The 14607-nt window shown below is 71.4% G+C and carries 18 protein-coding genes; 6 read left to right on the top strand and 12 right to left on the bottom strand.

What is annotated here, in order from left to right; all coding sequences use genetic code 11:
* Both ACFRKB_RS14830 and ACFRKB_RS14825 read left to right on the top strand, forming a co-directional pair.
* Positions 1-540, top strand: coding sequence for an AAA family ATPase (locus ACFRKB_RS14830; RefSeq protein ID WP_383106120.1), 540 nt, complete (start codon positions 1-3; stop codon positions 538-540).
* Between the two features lie 142 nt (positions 541-682).
* A complete protein-coding gene (locus ACFRKB_RS14825; protein WP_383106119.1) occupies positions 683-1681 on the top strand; it encodes a zinc-binding dehydrogenase in 999 nt (332 codons plus the stop codon).
* A 98-nt stretch (positions 1682-1779) separates the two neighbouring features.
* Here ACFRKB_RS14825 and ACFRKB_RS14820 read toward each other — a convergent pair whose 3' ends face one another.
* The 3 genes from ACFRKB_RS14820 to ACFRKB_RS14810 all read right to left on the bottom strand — a co-directional run bounded on the left by ACFRKB_RS14820 (position 1780) and on the right by ACFRKB_RS14810 (position 4322).
* Positions 1780-2718: a class I SAM-dependent methyltransferase gene (locus tag ACFRKB_RS14820; protein ID WP_383106117.1), complete on the bottom strand. Its 939-nt coding sequence runs from the start codon at positions 2716-2718 to the stop codon at positions 1780-1782.
* Between the two features lie 148 nt (positions 2719-2866).
* On the bottom strand, positions 2867-3460 hold the full coding sequence (locus tag ACFRKB_RS14815) for a helix-turn-helix domain-containing protein (protein ID WP_383106116.1): 594 nt from the start codon (positions 3458-3460) through the stop codon (positions 2867-2869).
* Between the two features lie 55 nt (positions 3461-3515).
* Positions 3516-4322 (bottom strand): TetR/AcrR family transcriptional regulator, encoded by an 807-nt coding sequence (locus ACFRKB_RS14810; RefSeq protein WP_383106115.1) that lies wholly within the window; start codon positions 4320-4322, stop codon positions 3516-3518.
* Positions 4323-4429: 107 nt separating this feature from the next.
* On the opposite strand from ACFRKB_RS14810, the gene ACFRKB_RS14805 reads away from it, so the two are divergent.
* Together ACFRKB_RS14805 and ACFRKB_RS14800 are read left to right on the top strand one after the other, a co-directional pair.
* Entirely contained in the window at positions 4430-5449 is a 1020-nt protein-coding gene (locus tag ACFRKB_RS14805) for an ATP-binding cassette domain-containing protein (RefSeq protein ID WP_383106114.1), read from the top strand.
* Positions 5442-6215: an ABC transporter permease gene (locus ACFRKB_RS14800; RefSeq protein WP_383106113.1), complete on the top strand. Its 774-nt coding sequence runs from the start codon at positions 5442-5444 to the stop codon at positions 6213-6215. Before ACFRKB_RS14805 ends, ACFRKB_RS14800 begins: the two co-directional genes overlap by 8 nt.
* A gap of 81 nt (positions 6216-6296) precedes the next feature.
* Here ACFRKB_RS14800 and ACFRKB_RS14795 read toward each other — a convergent pair whose 3' ends face one another.
* From ACFRKB_RS14795 to ACFRKB_RS14785, 3 genes are all read right to left on the bottom strand, one after another.
* Positions 6297-7538, bottom strand: a complete 1242-nt coding sequence (locus tag ACFRKB_RS14795) for a GNAT family N-acetyltransferase (protein ID WP_383106112.1) — start codon at positions 7536-7538, stop codon at positions 6297-6299.
* A gap of 107 nt (positions 7539-7645) precedes the next feature.
* A complete protein-coding gene (locus ACFRKB_RS14790; protein ID WP_383106111.1) occupies positions 7646-8620 on the bottom strand; it encodes an asparaginase in 975 nt (324 codons plus the stop codon).
* A 127-nt stretch (positions 8621-8747) separates the two neighbouring features.
* Positions 8748-9425 carry an RsiG family protein gene (locus ACFRKB_RS14785; protein ID WP_383106110.1) on the bottom strand — a complete coding sequence of 226 codons (678 nt, stop codon included), beginning with the start codon at positions 9423-9425 and terminating at the stop codon, positions 8748-8750.
* A 167-nt stretch (positions 9426-9592) separates the two neighbouring features.
* On the opposite strand from ACFRKB_RS14785, the gene dtd reads away from it, so the two are divergent.
* On the top strand, positions 9593-10030 hold the full coding sequence (gene dtd, locus ACFRKB_RS14780; protein ID WP_383106108.1) for a D-aminoacyl-tRNA deacylase: 438 nt from the start codon (positions 9593-9595) through the stop codon (positions 10028-10030).
* A 31-nt stretch (positions 10031-10061) separates the two neighbouring features.
* Here dtd and ygfZ read toward each other — a convergent pair whose 3' ends face one another.
* Genes ygfZ through ACFRKB_RS14765 form a run of 3 tightly spaced genes read right to left on the bottom strand, consistent with a single transcriptional unit; the run spans position 10062 to position 12085 of the window.
* Complete coding sequence (ygfZ, locus tag ACFRKB_RS14775) at positions 10062-11027, bottom strand: CAF17-like 4Fe-4S cluster assembly/insertion protein YgfZ (RefSeq protein ID WP_326611608.1); 966 nt, start codon at positions 11025-11027, stop codon at positions 10062-10064.
* Positions 11028-11037: 10 nt separating this feature from the next.
* Positions 11038-11475: a Fur family transcriptional regulator gene (locus ACFRKB_RS14770; protein ID WP_383106107.1), complete on the bottom strand. Its 438-nt coding sequence runs from the start codon at positions 11473-11475 to the stop codon at positions 11038-11040.
* Positions 11476-11512: 37 nt separating this feature from the next.
* Positions 11513-12085 (bottom strand): heme-binding beta-barrel domain-containing protein, encoded by a 573-nt coding sequence (locus tag ACFRKB_RS14765; protein WP_383106106.1) that lies wholly within the window; start codon positions 12083-12085, stop codon positions 11513-11515.
* Between the two features lie 366 nt (positions 12086-12451).
* Between ACFRKB_RS14765 and ACFRKB_RS14760 the strand changes: the two genes are divergently transcribed.
* Entirely contained in the window at positions 12452-12820 is a 369-nt protein-coding gene (locus tag ACFRKB_RS14760; RefSeq protein ID WP_365975934.1) for a DsrE family protein, read from the top strand.
* Positions 12821-12829: 9 nt separating this feature from the next.
* Here the strand turns inward: ACFRKB_RS14760 and ACFRKB_RS14755 are convergent, their stop codons facing one another.
* The 3 genes from ACFRKB_RS14755 to ACFRKB_RS14745 form a co-directional block, all read right to left on the bottom strand.
* A complete protein-coding gene (locus tag ACFRKB_RS14755; RefSeq protein WP_383106104.1) occupies positions 12830-13171 on the bottom strand; it encodes a hypothetical protein in 342 nt (113 codons plus the stop codon).
* Positions 13172-13291: 120 nt separating this feature from the next.
* A complete protein-coding gene (locus ACFRKB_RS14750; RefSeq protein ID WP_030353448.1) occupies positions 13292-13579 on the bottom strand; it encodes a DUF1416 domain-containing protein in 288 nt (95 codons plus the stop codon).
* A 29-nt stretch (positions 13580-13608) separates the two neighbouring features.
* Positions 13609-14448 carry a sulfurtransferase gene (locus ACFRKB_RS14745; RefSeq protein WP_383106103.1) on the bottom strand — a complete coding sequence of 280 codons (840 nt, stop codon included), beginning with the start codon at positions 14446-14448 and terminating at the stop codon, positions 13609-13611.
* Between the last annotated feature and the right edge of the window lie 159 nt (positions 14449-14607).

Genomic DNA, 14607 nt, shown 5'->3' with positions numbered 1-14607 from the left:
GTGATTATCTGGCTGAACGGCACCTTCGGGGCGGGCAAGACGACCACTGCCAAAGAACTGACCGCGCTCCTCCCCCAGTCGAGGCTCTTCGACGCCGAGGAGGTCGGGTACATGCTCGGGCACGTCCTGGAGTCCGTACCCGTCAAGAACTTCCAGGACTGGCCGCCCTGGCGCGGCCTCGTCGTCGACACGGCCGCGCGGGTGCTCGGCTATCTCGGGGGCGCGCTCGTCGTCACGCAGACCGTGCTCTCGGAGCAGTACTGGACGGAGATCCGCACCGGGCTGGAGAACCGGGGCATCCCGGTTCACCACTTCGTCCTCCACACCGACCGCGATACCCTCACCGAGCGCATCCGCACGGACACGAAGCCCGACAGCGTGGGCGCCGTGCAGTGGCGTCTCGACCATCTCTCCGCGTACGAGGACGCTGTGCCCTGGCTGCACCGGGAGGGCACGTCCATCGACACGACCGCGATCACGCCCGCGCAGGCCGCTCGGCGGATCATCGACAGCGTGGGCGACGTACCCACCCGGGCGTAGTGCGCGGCACCGCCGGCGGCGGGGCTCGCAGCGTACGCGGCGCTTGACCTCAACCGGACTTGAAGTTCAAGACTCGTCGTAAGGAAGAACGCGAGGGCGTACGGCGCGTACGGCGCGACGGGTACTGACGGGTGTGATGCATATGCGTGCGGCTCGGGTGACGGCTTTCGGGGGTCCCGAGGTCCTGGTGACGGCGGAGGCGCCCGATCCGGTGGCGGGCCCCGGCGAGGTGGTGATCGCCGTCGAGGTGGTGGACACGATCTTCGTACAGACGCAGGTACGGGCGGGCTGGGGGCAGGAGTACTTCCCCGTGCGGCCCCCGTACATCCTGGGCGGCGGCGTCGCCGGCACGGTGCGCTCGGTCGGCGAGGGGGTGGACGGGGCGCACGGGGCGGACGGGGCGGACGCCGACTGGACCGGCCGTCGCGTCGTGGCCTCGATCGGCATCACCGGCGGCTCGGCGGAACTGGTCGCGACCCCGGTCGAGTCGCTGGTGCCCGTACCGGACGGGCTCCCGTTCACGACGGCCGCCGCGGTCTTCCAGGACGGCGTCACCGCCCTGGCCCTGATGGACCTCACCGGCGTGACCGCGGGCGAACGCATACTGATCACAGGCGCGTCGGGCGGCATGGGCACGCTGCTGGTCCAACTCGCCAAGGCCCGGGGCGCGTACGTCGTGGGCGTCGCGCGCGGTGAGCGGAAGACCGCTCTCGTACGGGAGTTGGGCGCCGACGCCGTGGTCGACGGCGCCCACGACGGCTGGCCGGCGCGCGCCCGCGAGGCGCTCGGCGCGGCGGGCGCGGAGGTCGTCCTGGACGGCGTGGGCGGCGAAACGGGCCTGGCGGCCTTCCCGTTGACGGCGGACGGCGGACGCTTCTCGGCCCACGGCGCACCGACGGGCGGCTTCGCCCCGGTGGACCCGGCCCGTGCGGCGGACCGGAAGATCAGACTGCTGGGCATCGCGGACGTGCGGATCCCGCGGCGGGAGACCGTACGGCTGGCGGCCCGAGCCCTGACGGAAACGGCGTCGGGCCGCCTGCGCCCGGTGATCGGCGGCACGTTCCCCCTGGACAGGGCGGCGGACGCGCACCGTGCGATCGAGGGCCGGGGCCTGCTGGGAAAGGTGCTGCTGACGACCTGACCACCTGACGGACCGCGGACGAACTGCGGACGGACCGCGCCGCCCCGGTTCGCGCCGCCCCGGTCGGCGCCGGGGCGCGCTCCGCCCGTGCCCGAGGGTCAGTTGCGACGCGCGGCCCAGACGGTGCGTTCGGTACGCACCGTCAGGTCCGCACGGCGCAGGATGCTGTGCGGGCTGTCGGTGTCGAGGAGTTGGTCGAGCGCGGCGAGGTCCTCGGCGGCGAGCGCCTCGGCGGCGGCGCCGCGGATGCGTCGCATGCTGCCGAGGGCGTAGCGGCCGATCGCTTCGCTGCGGGAGCCCTCGATGTTCACGGCGATGGTGCGTTCACCCTCGACCGTGAATCCGGCGGTGGTCAGCATCGGGCCCCAGTCGGCGCCACGGTGGGGAACGTGTTCGGCGTGGAAGCGGTCGGTCGCGGCGTGGCAGCGCTCCTCCAGGCCGGGACGGTTTTCGGGGGCGCCTTCGGGCAGGAAGCGGGGGAAGCCGGCCAGCTCGACGACGGCGAACAGGCCGCCGGGCGCGAGCATGTCGTGGACGTTGCGCAGGGCGCGGCCGGGGTGGGTCATGTGGTGCATCGAGGCCGAGGCCCAGGCCAGGTCCGGTGAGCCGAGGTCGGGCCAGCCGGAGGCGTCAAGGTCGGCCCGCACGGTACGCACGCGTTCCGCCACGCCTTGGGCGCGTGCCTTCTCGCGCAGGCGCTGGAGATGTGCGGCCGACGTGTCGACGGCGGTGACGTGCGCGTCGGGGAAGCGATCGAGCAGGGCGAAGGTGCCCGCTCCCGTGCCGCAGCCCAGATCGACGATCCGACGCGGACTGGTCCTCAGCGGAAGCCATGCGGTGACGGAGGCGATGTGCTCGGCGAGAACCTCGGCGTCCAGGTCGAGGATCTCCATCTGGTCGAGAACCTCTGTCTGATCGAGGATCTCCGTCTGATCGAGGATCTCCGTCTGGCCGTCCTCGCCGTGCGCCTGGTGGTGCCCGTGCTGGGCGCCGTGGTGGGCGCCGTGGTGGGGGATGTGCGGGTGCGCTTGGGTCATGCCTTCACACTAGAAAGGCTATGCGCCTACAGCACAGCAGCTTGCCGTTTACGCAAGACGATGGCCGGGTCTGCTGCCCGACGCGCAAGCCGCCACCGCCGCGGGGCCACTGCGGGGCCACTACGGGGCCGTCGCGCCGGACCCGCCGTCATGCGCGAGTGCCCTGGGCGTCGCCGTCGCCGCCCTCGCGCTGGTGGCCGCGGCGGGCGTCGCGGTCGAAGATGCCCAGGATCTCGCAGGGTCCGCCCTCGGCGCCGATCGCGTGCGGCATCATCGTGGGGAACTCGGCGGCCTGGTTGGTCTCGACGCGGAAGCGGCGCTGGCCGAGCATGAGGATCGCCGTACCGGACAGGACGACGAGCCATTCGCGCCCCGGGTGGGCACGCATGCGCGCCGGGTTCTCGGGCGGCGGCTCGGTCACGCGCTGGCGCACCACGCTCATGCCGGGGTCACCCTTCACGGGCCAGCGCATCTGGCCGCGGGCGCCGTCGATCATCGGGCTGGTGACCACGTCGTCGGCGGCGGTCTCCACGAGCTGATCCAACGTGGTGTCCAGGGCGCGGGCGAGCGTGACCAGCTGATCCAGCGCGAGGCGGCGCCGACCGTTCTCGATGCGGCTCAATGAGGACTGGCTGAGGTGGGCGCGGGTGGCCAGTTCCTCCAGGGACCAGCCCTGCGCCACCCGCAGAGCGCGGATGCGTTTGCGTACGAGGCCGTCCAGCTCTCCACCTTCTTGCGTCATGGGCAACACCGTATGCCCCTGATGCAAAGCGGGCGTGGCGTACGCCCGGGAAGAGTCACGCCCGGGAAGAATCCACCGTCCCCCGCCCCCGTCTCCGCACCAGCGCCTCGACCCCGTCCAGCACGCAGTCGAGACCGAAGATGAACTCCGTGTCCGGGCCGTCCTCGCCGTCCAGGCCGCCGGCCGCAAGGAATTCGGCGACCGCCGGGTAGCGGGAGGGGTCGGCGAGCCTGCGGAGGGTGCGTTCGTACCCGGCCATGACCTGCTGGGCCGAGGAGCCGCTCGCCTTGATGGCCGAGTCCAGGTCGGACATCATCGTCGCCTCGTTCCGTACGAAGCCGCTGACCAGCAGGATCACCGATATCTTCGCGCCGTCGTCCAGCCCCGTGCCGGACAGGGCACCGAGGCCGCGTTCCCACCAGGCCACCGAGTTGGGGGTGGCGGGCGGGCCGGAGATCGGGATGCGGAGCGCCCACAGGTTACGGAGGTACGCCTCGCGCTGCGCCCAGGCCCATTGGGACAGCGCCTCGCGCCAGCCGGTGCCGGGCGGCGGCGGAGCGGGGGGCTCGCCCACGGCCACCTCCTGCATCAGTACGTACAGCTCGTCCTTGGCGGCGACATAGCGGTACAGCGACATCGTCGAGACGCCCAACTCCTTGGCGACCCGCCCCATGGAGACCGCGCCGAGCCCGTCCGCCGCCGCGACCGCGACCGCCGCGTCGACGATCCGCGTCAGGCCGATGCCGGGCTTGGGTCCCTTGGCCGGGCGATCACGCAGACCCCAGGCGGCCTCGATGCTCGCGGGCAGCCCCGTACCGCCGGCGCCGCCCTTCCCACCGTCACCCTCACCGCTGCGCGTCATCGTCTCCGCCCTTCTCCGCCCGCACCCCGCTTGACGTCCATCCTAGTAATGCGTAACCCTTACACAGTAGCGCGTATGTCATACGCAGTAGATCAAGGGGGATGTCCATGACCGCACACCCGGCCATCGAGGCCACCGGCCTCGAAAAGTCGTACGGAAACGGAAACGCGCGGGTGCGAGTCCTGCGCGGGATCGATCTCCGCGTCGAACGCGGCACGGTCTTCGCGCTCCTCGGCCCCAACGGCGCGGGCAAGACCACGGCCGTGCGGATCCTCGCCACCCTCACCACCGCCGACAGCGGCACCGCCCGGGTCGCCGGGTACGACGTCGTCGCCGAGCGGCGCCGCGTGCGCGGCGCCATCAGCCTGACCGGGCAGTCCGCCGCCGTGGACGAGAAGCAGACCGGCGAGGAGAACCTCCGCATGATGGCCCGCCTCAGCGGGCTCTCCCGGGCCGACGCCCGGCGCCGGGCCGCCGCGCTCCTCGACCGGTTCGGGCTCGCCGACGCGGGCGGCCGGCTCGCCGCCACCTACTCCGGCGGCATGCGGCGCCGGCTCGATCTGGCCGCCGGGCTGGCCGGCGACCCCCAGGTGGTCTTCCTGGACGAGCCGACCACCGGCCTCGACCCGCGCAGCCGCCAGGAGCTGTGGCAGGTCGTACGGGACCTCTCCGCGCGGGGCGCCACCGTCTTCCTGACCACCCAGTACCTGGAGGAGGCCGACCAGTTGGCGGACCGTATCGCGGTGGTCGACCACGGCCTGGTGGTCGCCGAGGGCACGGCGGAAGAGCTGAAGAGCCGGGTCGCGGACCACCGCCTCGATCTCGTACTGACCAGCCACGAGACCTATCTCCGGCTCGCCTCCCGGGCCGTCCACCACGCGCCCGAGAGCCTCACGCTCGGGCTGCCGACCGACGGCACCGCCGCGCGCGTGCGCGCCCTGCTGGACGAGATCGACCCGGACGGTACGGAGGTGGCGCGCTTCACCCTCCGCGGCGCCACCCTCGACGACGTCTTCCTCGCGCTGACCGGTGCGGCCCCGGCCGCCACCGGCCACCACCAGAACCAGAACGAGCACCAGCACCAGCACCAGCACCAGGAGCAGGACCAGGAGCCCACCCATGTCTGACGCACTCGCGCTCGCGTCCTCCCGTACCCACGCCCTCATCCTGGCCGGCCGCGGCATCCGGCTCAGCAGGCGCAATGTCGACGCCGTCATCACCGCGATGATGCTGCCGATCATGCTCATGCTGATCTTCGTCTACTTCTTCGGCGGCGCCATCGACACCGGTACGGAGTACGTGACCTACGTCGTCCCCGGCGTCCTGCTCCTCTGCGCCGGTTTCGGCTCGGCCGGCACGGCGGTGAGTGTCAGTGAGGACATGAAGGGCGGGATCATCGACCGCTTCCGCTCCCTCGACATCGGCGGCGTGCCGATCCTCGCCGGGCATGTGACGGCGAGCGTCGCCCGTAACGTCGTCTCGACGACCCTCGTCCTCGGTGTCGCCCTCCTGATCGGCTTCCGCCCGTCGGCCACCCCCGCCGCCGCGCTCGCCGCCGCCGGGATCCTGTTCGCCTTCATCGCGGCCATCTCCTGGCTCTCGGCGGCGATCGGCCTGCTCGCCAAGTCGCCCGAGGCGGCGGGCGGGTTCACCTTCTTCATGATGTTCCTGCCCTACCCGAGCAGCGCCTTCGTCCCGATCGACACGATGCCGGACTGGCTCCACGGCTTTGCCGACCACCAGCCGGTCACGCCGGTCATCGAGTCCCTGCGGGGACTGCTGCTGGGGCTGCCGGTCGGCTCGGCGCCCTGGGTGGCACTGGCGTGGTGCGCCGGGCTGCTGGCGCTGGCGCTCGGGCTGTCGGGGGTGCTGTTCCGGGTGCGGACGGCGTGAACGCCCCGGGCGGCCGGGCCGTACGGAACCAGCTCCGGTGCGCGAGCCCCGTACCGCGCGCGGCGAGTTGTCGGTCGGACGTCAGAAGACGTCCGGGCACCAAGGACGCCGCGCCGTACGGAACAGCCCCTCCGCGACCGCCGCCGCCCCCGGCCGCTCCTCCGTCAGCAGACCGAGCGCCGCGAGCCGCAGCGCCGATTCGTCCCCCAGGTACAGCGCGCCCAACTCCCTTACGTCCAGGGCGATGTCCGGCGACTGCGTGGTCGGGGCGCAGACCCCGCCCTCCGCCGTCCCCTCCAGCCGGAACCGCCCGCCCGCCAGACCGTCCTTGTCGTGGATCTCCAGCGTCAGGGCGGCCGGCACGGCGTACGTACGCGCCTCCAGGGCCCGTACGGTGTCGAGGATCCGCACCCACAGGAAGTCCGCCTGCGTCACGATCCGGGCCGCGCGGGGGTCCGGGAGGAACCGGGTCAGCAGATCGTCCGGGGCGCGGAGTCCCGTCCTGACCGTGGTGATCCAGTCGATCGAGCAGACGAAGCGCCACAGCGCGCTCTCCGCCGCCGGGGTCAGCGCGATCAGCTTCCGCACCGACGCGGTGTTCAGCGGCTGCTTGGCATCGCCCCAGTGACCGTCGGAGGCGTAGCTGACCAGGCCCTCGATCTCACCGGCCGCCGAGCGGTACACCGCGTTGAAGGGCTCCGTCCACGGCAGGGAGCTCGCCGCCTGGCCGGTGTCGACGCGCCACCAGTGGTCGTCACGGCTCACCGCGCCGGGCTGACGCACCCGGAAGCGCCGATGGAGCTCCGGGCCGAGCTTCCGTACGTCCGCGAGGTCGATCAGATCGATCCGGCCACCGTCGTCCGGCCCGGCCCACCGGGGATCAAGTCCCGTACGCGCCACGTCGATCGCCCACTCGGTGATCCAGGCGGCGGGGCCGAACCCGTACCGTCCGTAGATCGGGTACTCGGCGGCGATCAGCGTCGCGACGGCGTCCCCGCGCTCCTTCGCCGCCGCCAGATCGGCGGCCATCATCCGGCCGAGCAGCCCGCGCCGGCGGTGGGTGGGCGACACGGTCACGTTGGTGACCGCGTCGGCGGGAACCACGGCGCCGCCGACGACCGTGAGCTCCTGCGCGAAGGACCGGAAGGTGGCGACGCAGCGCCCGTCGTCGAAGACCCCTCGCGTACGGGCCAGATCGAAATGGGCGAGCTTGTCCGCCACGTAATCGTCCGGGACGCGCGGCGATCGGAGGAACCCGGTGTAAACGGCCCGCAACCAGTCGGGAAGCTCGGATTCGGTGACCGTACGGACGTCAAGGCTCATGGCCGTCACGCTAAGCGGTCCCGGCGCCCCGCCGCATCCCGGTTTTCGCGGGCTCCCCGGCCCGGGAAATCCCCTGGCCGAGTATGTCCGGCGTGCCGTCCGCCCCCTCAGAACGCCGCGCGCACCGCGCCGACCTCCACACCGCCGCCCAGCAGCGGCTCCCGCCCGATCCGGCCCAGCACCTCGGCCTCCACGCCCAGCAGTTGGAGCGCCCGCGTCAGCACGGGCCCCATCGCACGGCCCCCGCCGTCGTCGATCTTGAAGGCCAGCGCACGGCCGTCCGGCAGCGCCACCGCCTGGACCGCCTCCGCGCCCGTCTTGGCGAGCGTGCCCGGCATCTCCCTCATCAGCCAGGTGTCGGACCTGCGCGTCCCCCCGACGTACTCGGGGTGGGCGCGCATCGCGTCCGCCACCCGCCGCTCGGCCGACCCCGGCGCCGCGAGGACGAAGTGGCGGAAGGCACGGGCGAGTCCGGTGAGGCTGATCGCCATCAGCGGGGCGCCGCAGCCGTCCGTACCGATCGTGGGGACCCGCTCGGCCGCCGTCTCCTCGATCACCGTCCGTACGAGCCGCTGGAGCGGATGCGCCGGGTCCAGATAGCTCGCCGTCGGCCAGCCGTTGCGCACGCAGGCCGCCAGCATCGCCGTGTGCTTGCCCGAACAGTTCATGATGACCCGGTCCCGCACCCCGCCACCGGCGAGATACGCCTCCGCCTCGATCCGGTCGAGCGGCAGATCGGGCGGCGTCCGCAGGTCGTCGGCCGTCAGCCCGTGCTCGGCGAGCATCGTACGGACGAGAGCGAGATGGAACGCCTCGCCCGCGTGACTCGCCGCCGCCAGCGCCAGCCGCTCCCCGGACAGCTCCACCCCGGCCCGCAGCACGGCCGCCGCCTGCATCGGCTTGTTGCTGGAACGGGGGAAGACCGGGGCCTCGGGGTCACCGAGCTCCAGCTCGACCGAGCCGTCCGCCGCCAGCAGCACCAGCGTCCCCCGGTGACTGCCCTCGACGAAACCGGAGCGTACGACCTCGGCGAGCACCGGCGGCACGGCCGGGGATATGGCGTGGGAACTGGAGGACATCATCGGCCTTCCGGGGCTGGGCGGTACCCGCTCGCGCGGTCCGGTACGGATCCGTACGGATCAACGATGATCCACAGGGCCCGATACCGGGTCCCGATACCGATTCCCGACACGGATGGACACGGAATCACTACGTCAGCAGGTCGTCTACTTGCGCTTCACCCTCACGGTACCTGCGGGCGATCTCCGCGCTGCAGTCGTCCGCCGTCCGCTGCAACTGATGGCGCCGGCGCGAGAGCTGCTGCTCGTTGCGCACCAGCCTCCCCATCGCCGTATGCAGCTCCTCGTCCGTACGGGCCGCCAGATCCGACAGCTCCACCTCGGCGAGCGTCTCGGCCGCCAGCAGGCGGTACTCCTCGCTGCGCGGTGTGGAGAGCGTGACATGGCGGGCGGACGAGCGGTGCCGCGAAGGAGAGTCGGTCAGGATCTCCGACAGCCGGTCGACCACCCGGGTCTCGGGCGCGGTACGGCGGGCCAACTCGGCCCGCAGGATGTCGATCCGGCCCTGGAGCAGCCGTCGCAGATAGCTCAGATCGGCCTCGTCCCGCTGCGAGTCACGGCGCAGCGCGCGCAGTTCGGGCAGCCGCAGCACACCGAAGTCGTACGGCCGGGGCGCGGGCAGCGTGCCCTCACCGCCGGTCCGCTGCACGGGCGGCCGGGGCCCCCCGCTCCCCGGGACCGCTCCTCCCGGCCGCGTCCCCGCCCCGTGGTCCGCGCCCGGACCGGCGCCCGGTCCGCTGCCTGTCCCGGTGGTCGTACGGGTCGTCGGTACGGGACCGGGCGGCTGCCCGGCGCCAGATGTGCTCATCGCGCGTACTTCCCCTCACTCCGCTGGAGAGACCCCTGCCCCGATCCGCTGGGAACCCCCATCCCTCGACAGGTACGCAGAACGCACCGCCTCCGTGCATCGTGCCACTCCCACGACCGCGCGTGCGGGCACTCTGCACCCGTTCGGCCCCCGATAGGTTGGTCCGTATGCGTGCGGTAGTGCAGAGAGTCGACGGCGCGAGCGTCGTGGCCATGACGGAGTCCGGGCCGGAAACCGTCGGCGAGATCATCGGTGAGGGCTTGTGTGTGCTGGTGGGAGTCACCCACGAGGACACGGTGGAGCAGGCGGAACGGCTGGCCCGCAAGCTCTGGTCGATACGGCTGCTGGAGGGCGAGAAGTCCTGTTCAGAGGTGAACGCGCCGCTCCTGGTGATCTCGCAGTTCACTCTCTACGGGGACGCCCGGAAGGGCCGCCGCCCGACCTGGAACGCGGCGGCGCCCGGCCCGGTGGCCGAACCGCTGGTCGACGAGGTGGTGGCGCGGCTGCGGGCGCTGGGCGCGACGGTGGAGACGGGCCGGTTCGGAGCGGAGATGCGGGTCTCGCTCACGAATCACGGCCCGTTCACGGTGCTGCTGGACATGTGAGGCGCTGCGGAAAGCTCAGGGACCGGCGGGGCTACGCCTCGACAACCGTTTCCTGCGCCGCCGCGGTGTCCCCGGCCAGCAGCTCCGCGTCCAGCGGCACATTGCGCTTGATCAGGGCCAGCGCGATCGGCCCCAGCTCGTGATGGCGGGCCGAGGTGGTGATGAAGCCCAGCTGACGCCCCTCGGCGCCGTCCGCGGCGAGCCGGACCGGTGTGCCGTGGCCCGGCAGATGGACCTCGCTGCCGTCCAGGTGCAGGAAGACCAGCCGGCGCGGCGGCTTCCCCAGGTTCTGGACACGGGCCACGGTCTCCTGGCCCCGGTAGCAGCCCTTGTCGAGATGGACCGCGGTGCCGATCAGCCCCACCTCGTGCGGGATGGTCCGGTGGTCGGTCTCGAAGCCGAGCCGCGGCCGGTGCCCCTCGATCCGCAGCGCCTCGTACGCGAGGATCCCGGCGACCGGGCCGTGCGCGGCGGCGTACGACTCCAGGTCGGCGCGGGGCAGGAAGAGATCCCGGCCGTACGGGGTCTCCCGTACGGCCACGCCCTCGGGCACCTCGGCGATGGAGCCCGCCGGCAGATGGACCACGGCGAAGTCGTCCGTACGGTCCGCGACCTCGACCCGGTAGAAGAACTTCATCGACTCCAGGTAGGCGATCAGCGCCTCCTGCGTGCCGGGCTCGACATGCGCCCAGACCGTCGCGCCGTCGTCCACGAGATACAGCGCGTGCTCGATATGGCCGTGCGGCGAGAGGATCAGCGCCTCGGTGGCCCGGCCCGCGGGCAGCTCGCTGACGTGCTGGGTGAGCAGCAGATGCAGCCAGCTCAGCCGGTCGTCCCCGGTGACGGTGACGACTCCGCGGTGCGAGAGATCCACCAGTCCTGTGCCGTCGGCGAGGGCCCGTTGCTCACGGAACAGATCACCGTAGTGGGCGGCGACACCTTCGTCCTGTCCTTCGGCGGCGACGGCTCCGGGCAGTGACAGCAGAGGGCTCTTCATGGTGCTCAGCCTACGACTCGCCGTTCGCGGCGCGGGCGGCGCAGTTCCGGCACCTGCCGAAGATCGCGAAGTGCTTCATGTCCGTCGTGAAGCCGAAGTCCGCACGCAGCTTGGCGGTGAACTCCGCGGCCACCTCGACATCCGCCTCGATGACATGCGTGCAGTCCCGGCAGACCATGTGGATGTGATGGTGCCGGTCGGCGAGGTGGTACGTGGGAGCGCCGTGCCCGAGATGGGCGTGCGAGACGAGGCCCAGCTCCTCCAGCAGCTCCAGGGTCCGGTAGACGGTGGAGATGTTCACGCCGGAGGCGGTCCTGCGCACCTCGCACAGGATGTCGTCGGGTGTCGCGTGCTCCAGGGCGTCGACAGCTTCGAGGACAAGCTGCCGCTGAGGGGTCAGCCGGTACCCGCGCTGGCGCAGGTCGCTCTTCCAGTCGGTGCTCGCCACGCCCCCAGTGTAGGCAGGCGCGGCCGCGCGGGTGGCTCTACTTGAAGAAGGCGATGCCGTCGTCCGGGAGGTCGCCGAGGTCCTTGGCCCATGCCTCGACCTGGTCCGGGGACACGACCTTCTTCAGATGCGCCGACATGTACGGGCGCAGCGGGACCTCGGGGGTGGACTTCTCGCCCACCCACATCAGGTCGCCCTTCACATAGCCGTACAGCCGCTTGCCACCGCTGTAGGGCCCGGAGGCCGCCGTACGGGCCACCGCGTCGGTCACCAGGTCGATCTGCGGCTTCTGGTCGGCCAGCTCCCCGTACCAGACCTCCACCACGCCCTGGTCCCTGACCATCACGACCTCGACCTTGCGGTCCTTGTCGATCCGCCAGTAGCCCGCCTCGGACTCGATCGGCCTGACCTTCTTGCCCTCGTCGTCCAGCACCCAGGTGTGCGAGACGTACTCGACGAAGTCCCGGCCGTCGTGGCTGAAGGTGACCTCCTGGCCGAAGTTGGCCTTCTCGTCACCGGGGAAGTCGAAGACACCGACGCCCTCCCAGTTGCCGAGGAGGAAGGCCAGGGGAACAAGGTCCGGGTGCAGGTCGGACGGGATCTCGATCATGAGCAGCTCAGGCGATCTGTAGGGGTGAGGACGGGGTGACCAGCGTGCGGCGACCGGCGCGGGACGTCAGCGCTGACCCTGGTACAGCTTCTTCACGGCCAGAACGGTGAAGGCGAGCACGCCGACGCAGACGAGGACCAGCAGGGAAGTGAAGAAAGCCTCAAGCACGGCGTGCTCCTCGGATGAGCGGTATGGGCGGTAAGGGCCGGGCCCCAGCCTAATGGGTGGTGGCCCGGCCCTCTCGGCGAGGTACTCCGAGGTACGCGGGGACGCCCGGGGGTGCCCGACCGCCTCGGTTTCGTCGGTCTGCCACCTGACCGGCAGACCGGCGGAGTGGTGGGAGCCGCGCGGATTACAGTTCGGCGTATGCACTCCGCGAAGAAGCTCGTGATCAAAGTGACGGCCGGGGCCGACGCCCCCGAGCGCTGTTCCCAGGCCTTCACCGTGGCGGCGGTCGCCGTGGCCAGTGGGGTGGAGGTCTCGCTGTGGCTGACGGGTGAGTCCGCGTGGTTCGCCCTGCCTGGGCGGGCGGCGGAGTTCGAGCTGCCGCACTCCGCGCCGCTGCCCGAACTCATCGAGGCCATCCAGGCGGCCGGCCTGATCACGCTGTGCACGCAGTGCGCGGCACGGCGGGACATCACGGAGAAGGATGTGCTGGAGGGGGTTCGGATCGCCGGGGCCCAGGTCTTCGTCAGCGAGATCATGGCGGACGGCGTGCAGGCGCTCGTCTACTGACCGCCGCCCCTACGGATGGCCGCGCCTGCCGGGGGCCCGTCTGGCGCCCGGCTCGTCGCCGTGCTTCGCGCCGTACCGCTCCTGCCGCTCGTGGTCCTTCCTGTGGTCCAGCTCGTCCAGCCACTTCTCGGACTCGGTCGGGGCGTCGGCCGGTGGTTCGTCCCACCAGCGGTCGTCGGGGTCCTTCGTGTTGCCGACGATGGCCGCGGCCGGCGGAAGCAGCATCGCCACGATGCTCATGGCCACGGCGGCCGGGACCGAGATGTCGCGCACGAAGGTCCAGGCGGAGACGAAGAGGACCAGGCATCCGCCCATGAGCAGGAAGTACCGACGACGGCGTCGCGCGTACATATGTTCAGCGTACGCCCGGGAATGCCCGGATCGGCCCGGTCCGCGTGAACGGCCGGAGGGCCGCACCCCAGGGGGTACGGCCCTCGGCCGGTGAGCGAGAGCGCTCGGTCCGCGAAGAGCTCAGACCGCGATCGCGACCTCGGAGAGGCCCCCGGTCTGCGCGACGACCGTACGGTCCGCCGTGGCGCCCGGGACGAGGGCGCGCAGCGTCCACGTGCCCTCGGCCGCGTAGAAGCGGAACTGGCCGGTCGCCGAGGTCGGGACCTCCGCGGTGAATTCTCCGGTCGAGTCCAGCAGGCGTACGTAACCGGTGACGGGCTCGCCGTCGCGGGTCACGGAACCCTGGATGGTGGTCTCACCGGGCTTGATCGTCGAAGCGTCGGGGCCGCCGGCCTGTGCTCCACACATACTGTTCAGTCCTCCGGGTCGGGGCGTGATTACTTGTTGGCGCCGAGCTCGATCGGCACACCGACGAGCGAGCCGTACTCGGTCCACGAGCCGTCGTAGTTCTTGACGTTCTCGACACCGAGCAGCTCGTGCAGCACGAACCAGGTGAGCGCGGAGCGCTCGCCGATACGGCAGTAGGCGACGGTGTCCTTGGTCAGGTCCACCTGCTCCTCGGCGTAGAGCTCCTTGAGCTCGTCGTCCGACTTGAAGGTGCCGTCGTCGTTGGCGTTCTTGGACCACGGGATGTTGCGCGCGGTCGGGATGTGCCCCGGACGCTGCGACTGCTCCTGCGGAAGGTGCGCCGGAGCCAGCAGCTTGCCGCTGAACTCGTCGGGCGAGCGCACGTCGACCAGGTTCTGCGTGCCGATCGCGGCGACCGCGTCGTCACGGAAGGCGCGGATCGAGGTGTTCTGGGCCTTGGCCCGGTACGTGGTGGCGGCGCGCGTCGGGACGGCGTCGACCAGGTCGCGGGAGTCCAGCTCCCACTTCTTGCGGCCGCCGTCGAGGAGCTTGACGGAGTCGTGCCCGTACAGCTTGAAGTACCAGTAGGCGTAGGACGCGAACCAGTTGTTGTTGCCGCCGTAGAGGATGACGGTGTCGTCGTTGGCGATGCCCTTGGCCGACAGGAGCTTCTCGAAGCCCTCCTGGTCGACGAAGTCGCGGCGGACCGGGTCCTGGAGGTCCTTCTTCCAGTCGATCCTGACAGCGTTCTTGATGTGGTTCTTGTCGTAGGCCGAGGTGTCCTCGTCGACCTCGACGATGACCACCTTCGGGTCGTCGATGTGGGCCTCGACCCAGTCGGCGTCTACCAGGACGTCGCTGCGGCTCATGCTGTTCTCCTCCGGGGCAGTGGGCGGCGGGGTGCTGCGAGATGCGGGGGGCGCGGCTGCTGCCGCTGCTTCCGGGCACGGGGCCCGGGCCGGCGTACGGCGCGCGGGTGGCCCTGAGAATCTCGAAGGGCCGTACGGGAAACGGGACGCGAAAGTCCC

The sequence above is a fragment of the Streptomyces scopuliridis genome (assembly GCF_042790125.1).
Lineage (GTDB): Bacteria > Actinomycetota > Actinomycetes > Streptomycetales > Streptomycetaceae > Streptomyces > Streptomyces scopuliridis_A.
This window is presented reverse-complemented; position numbering and strand designations above follow the sequence as displayed.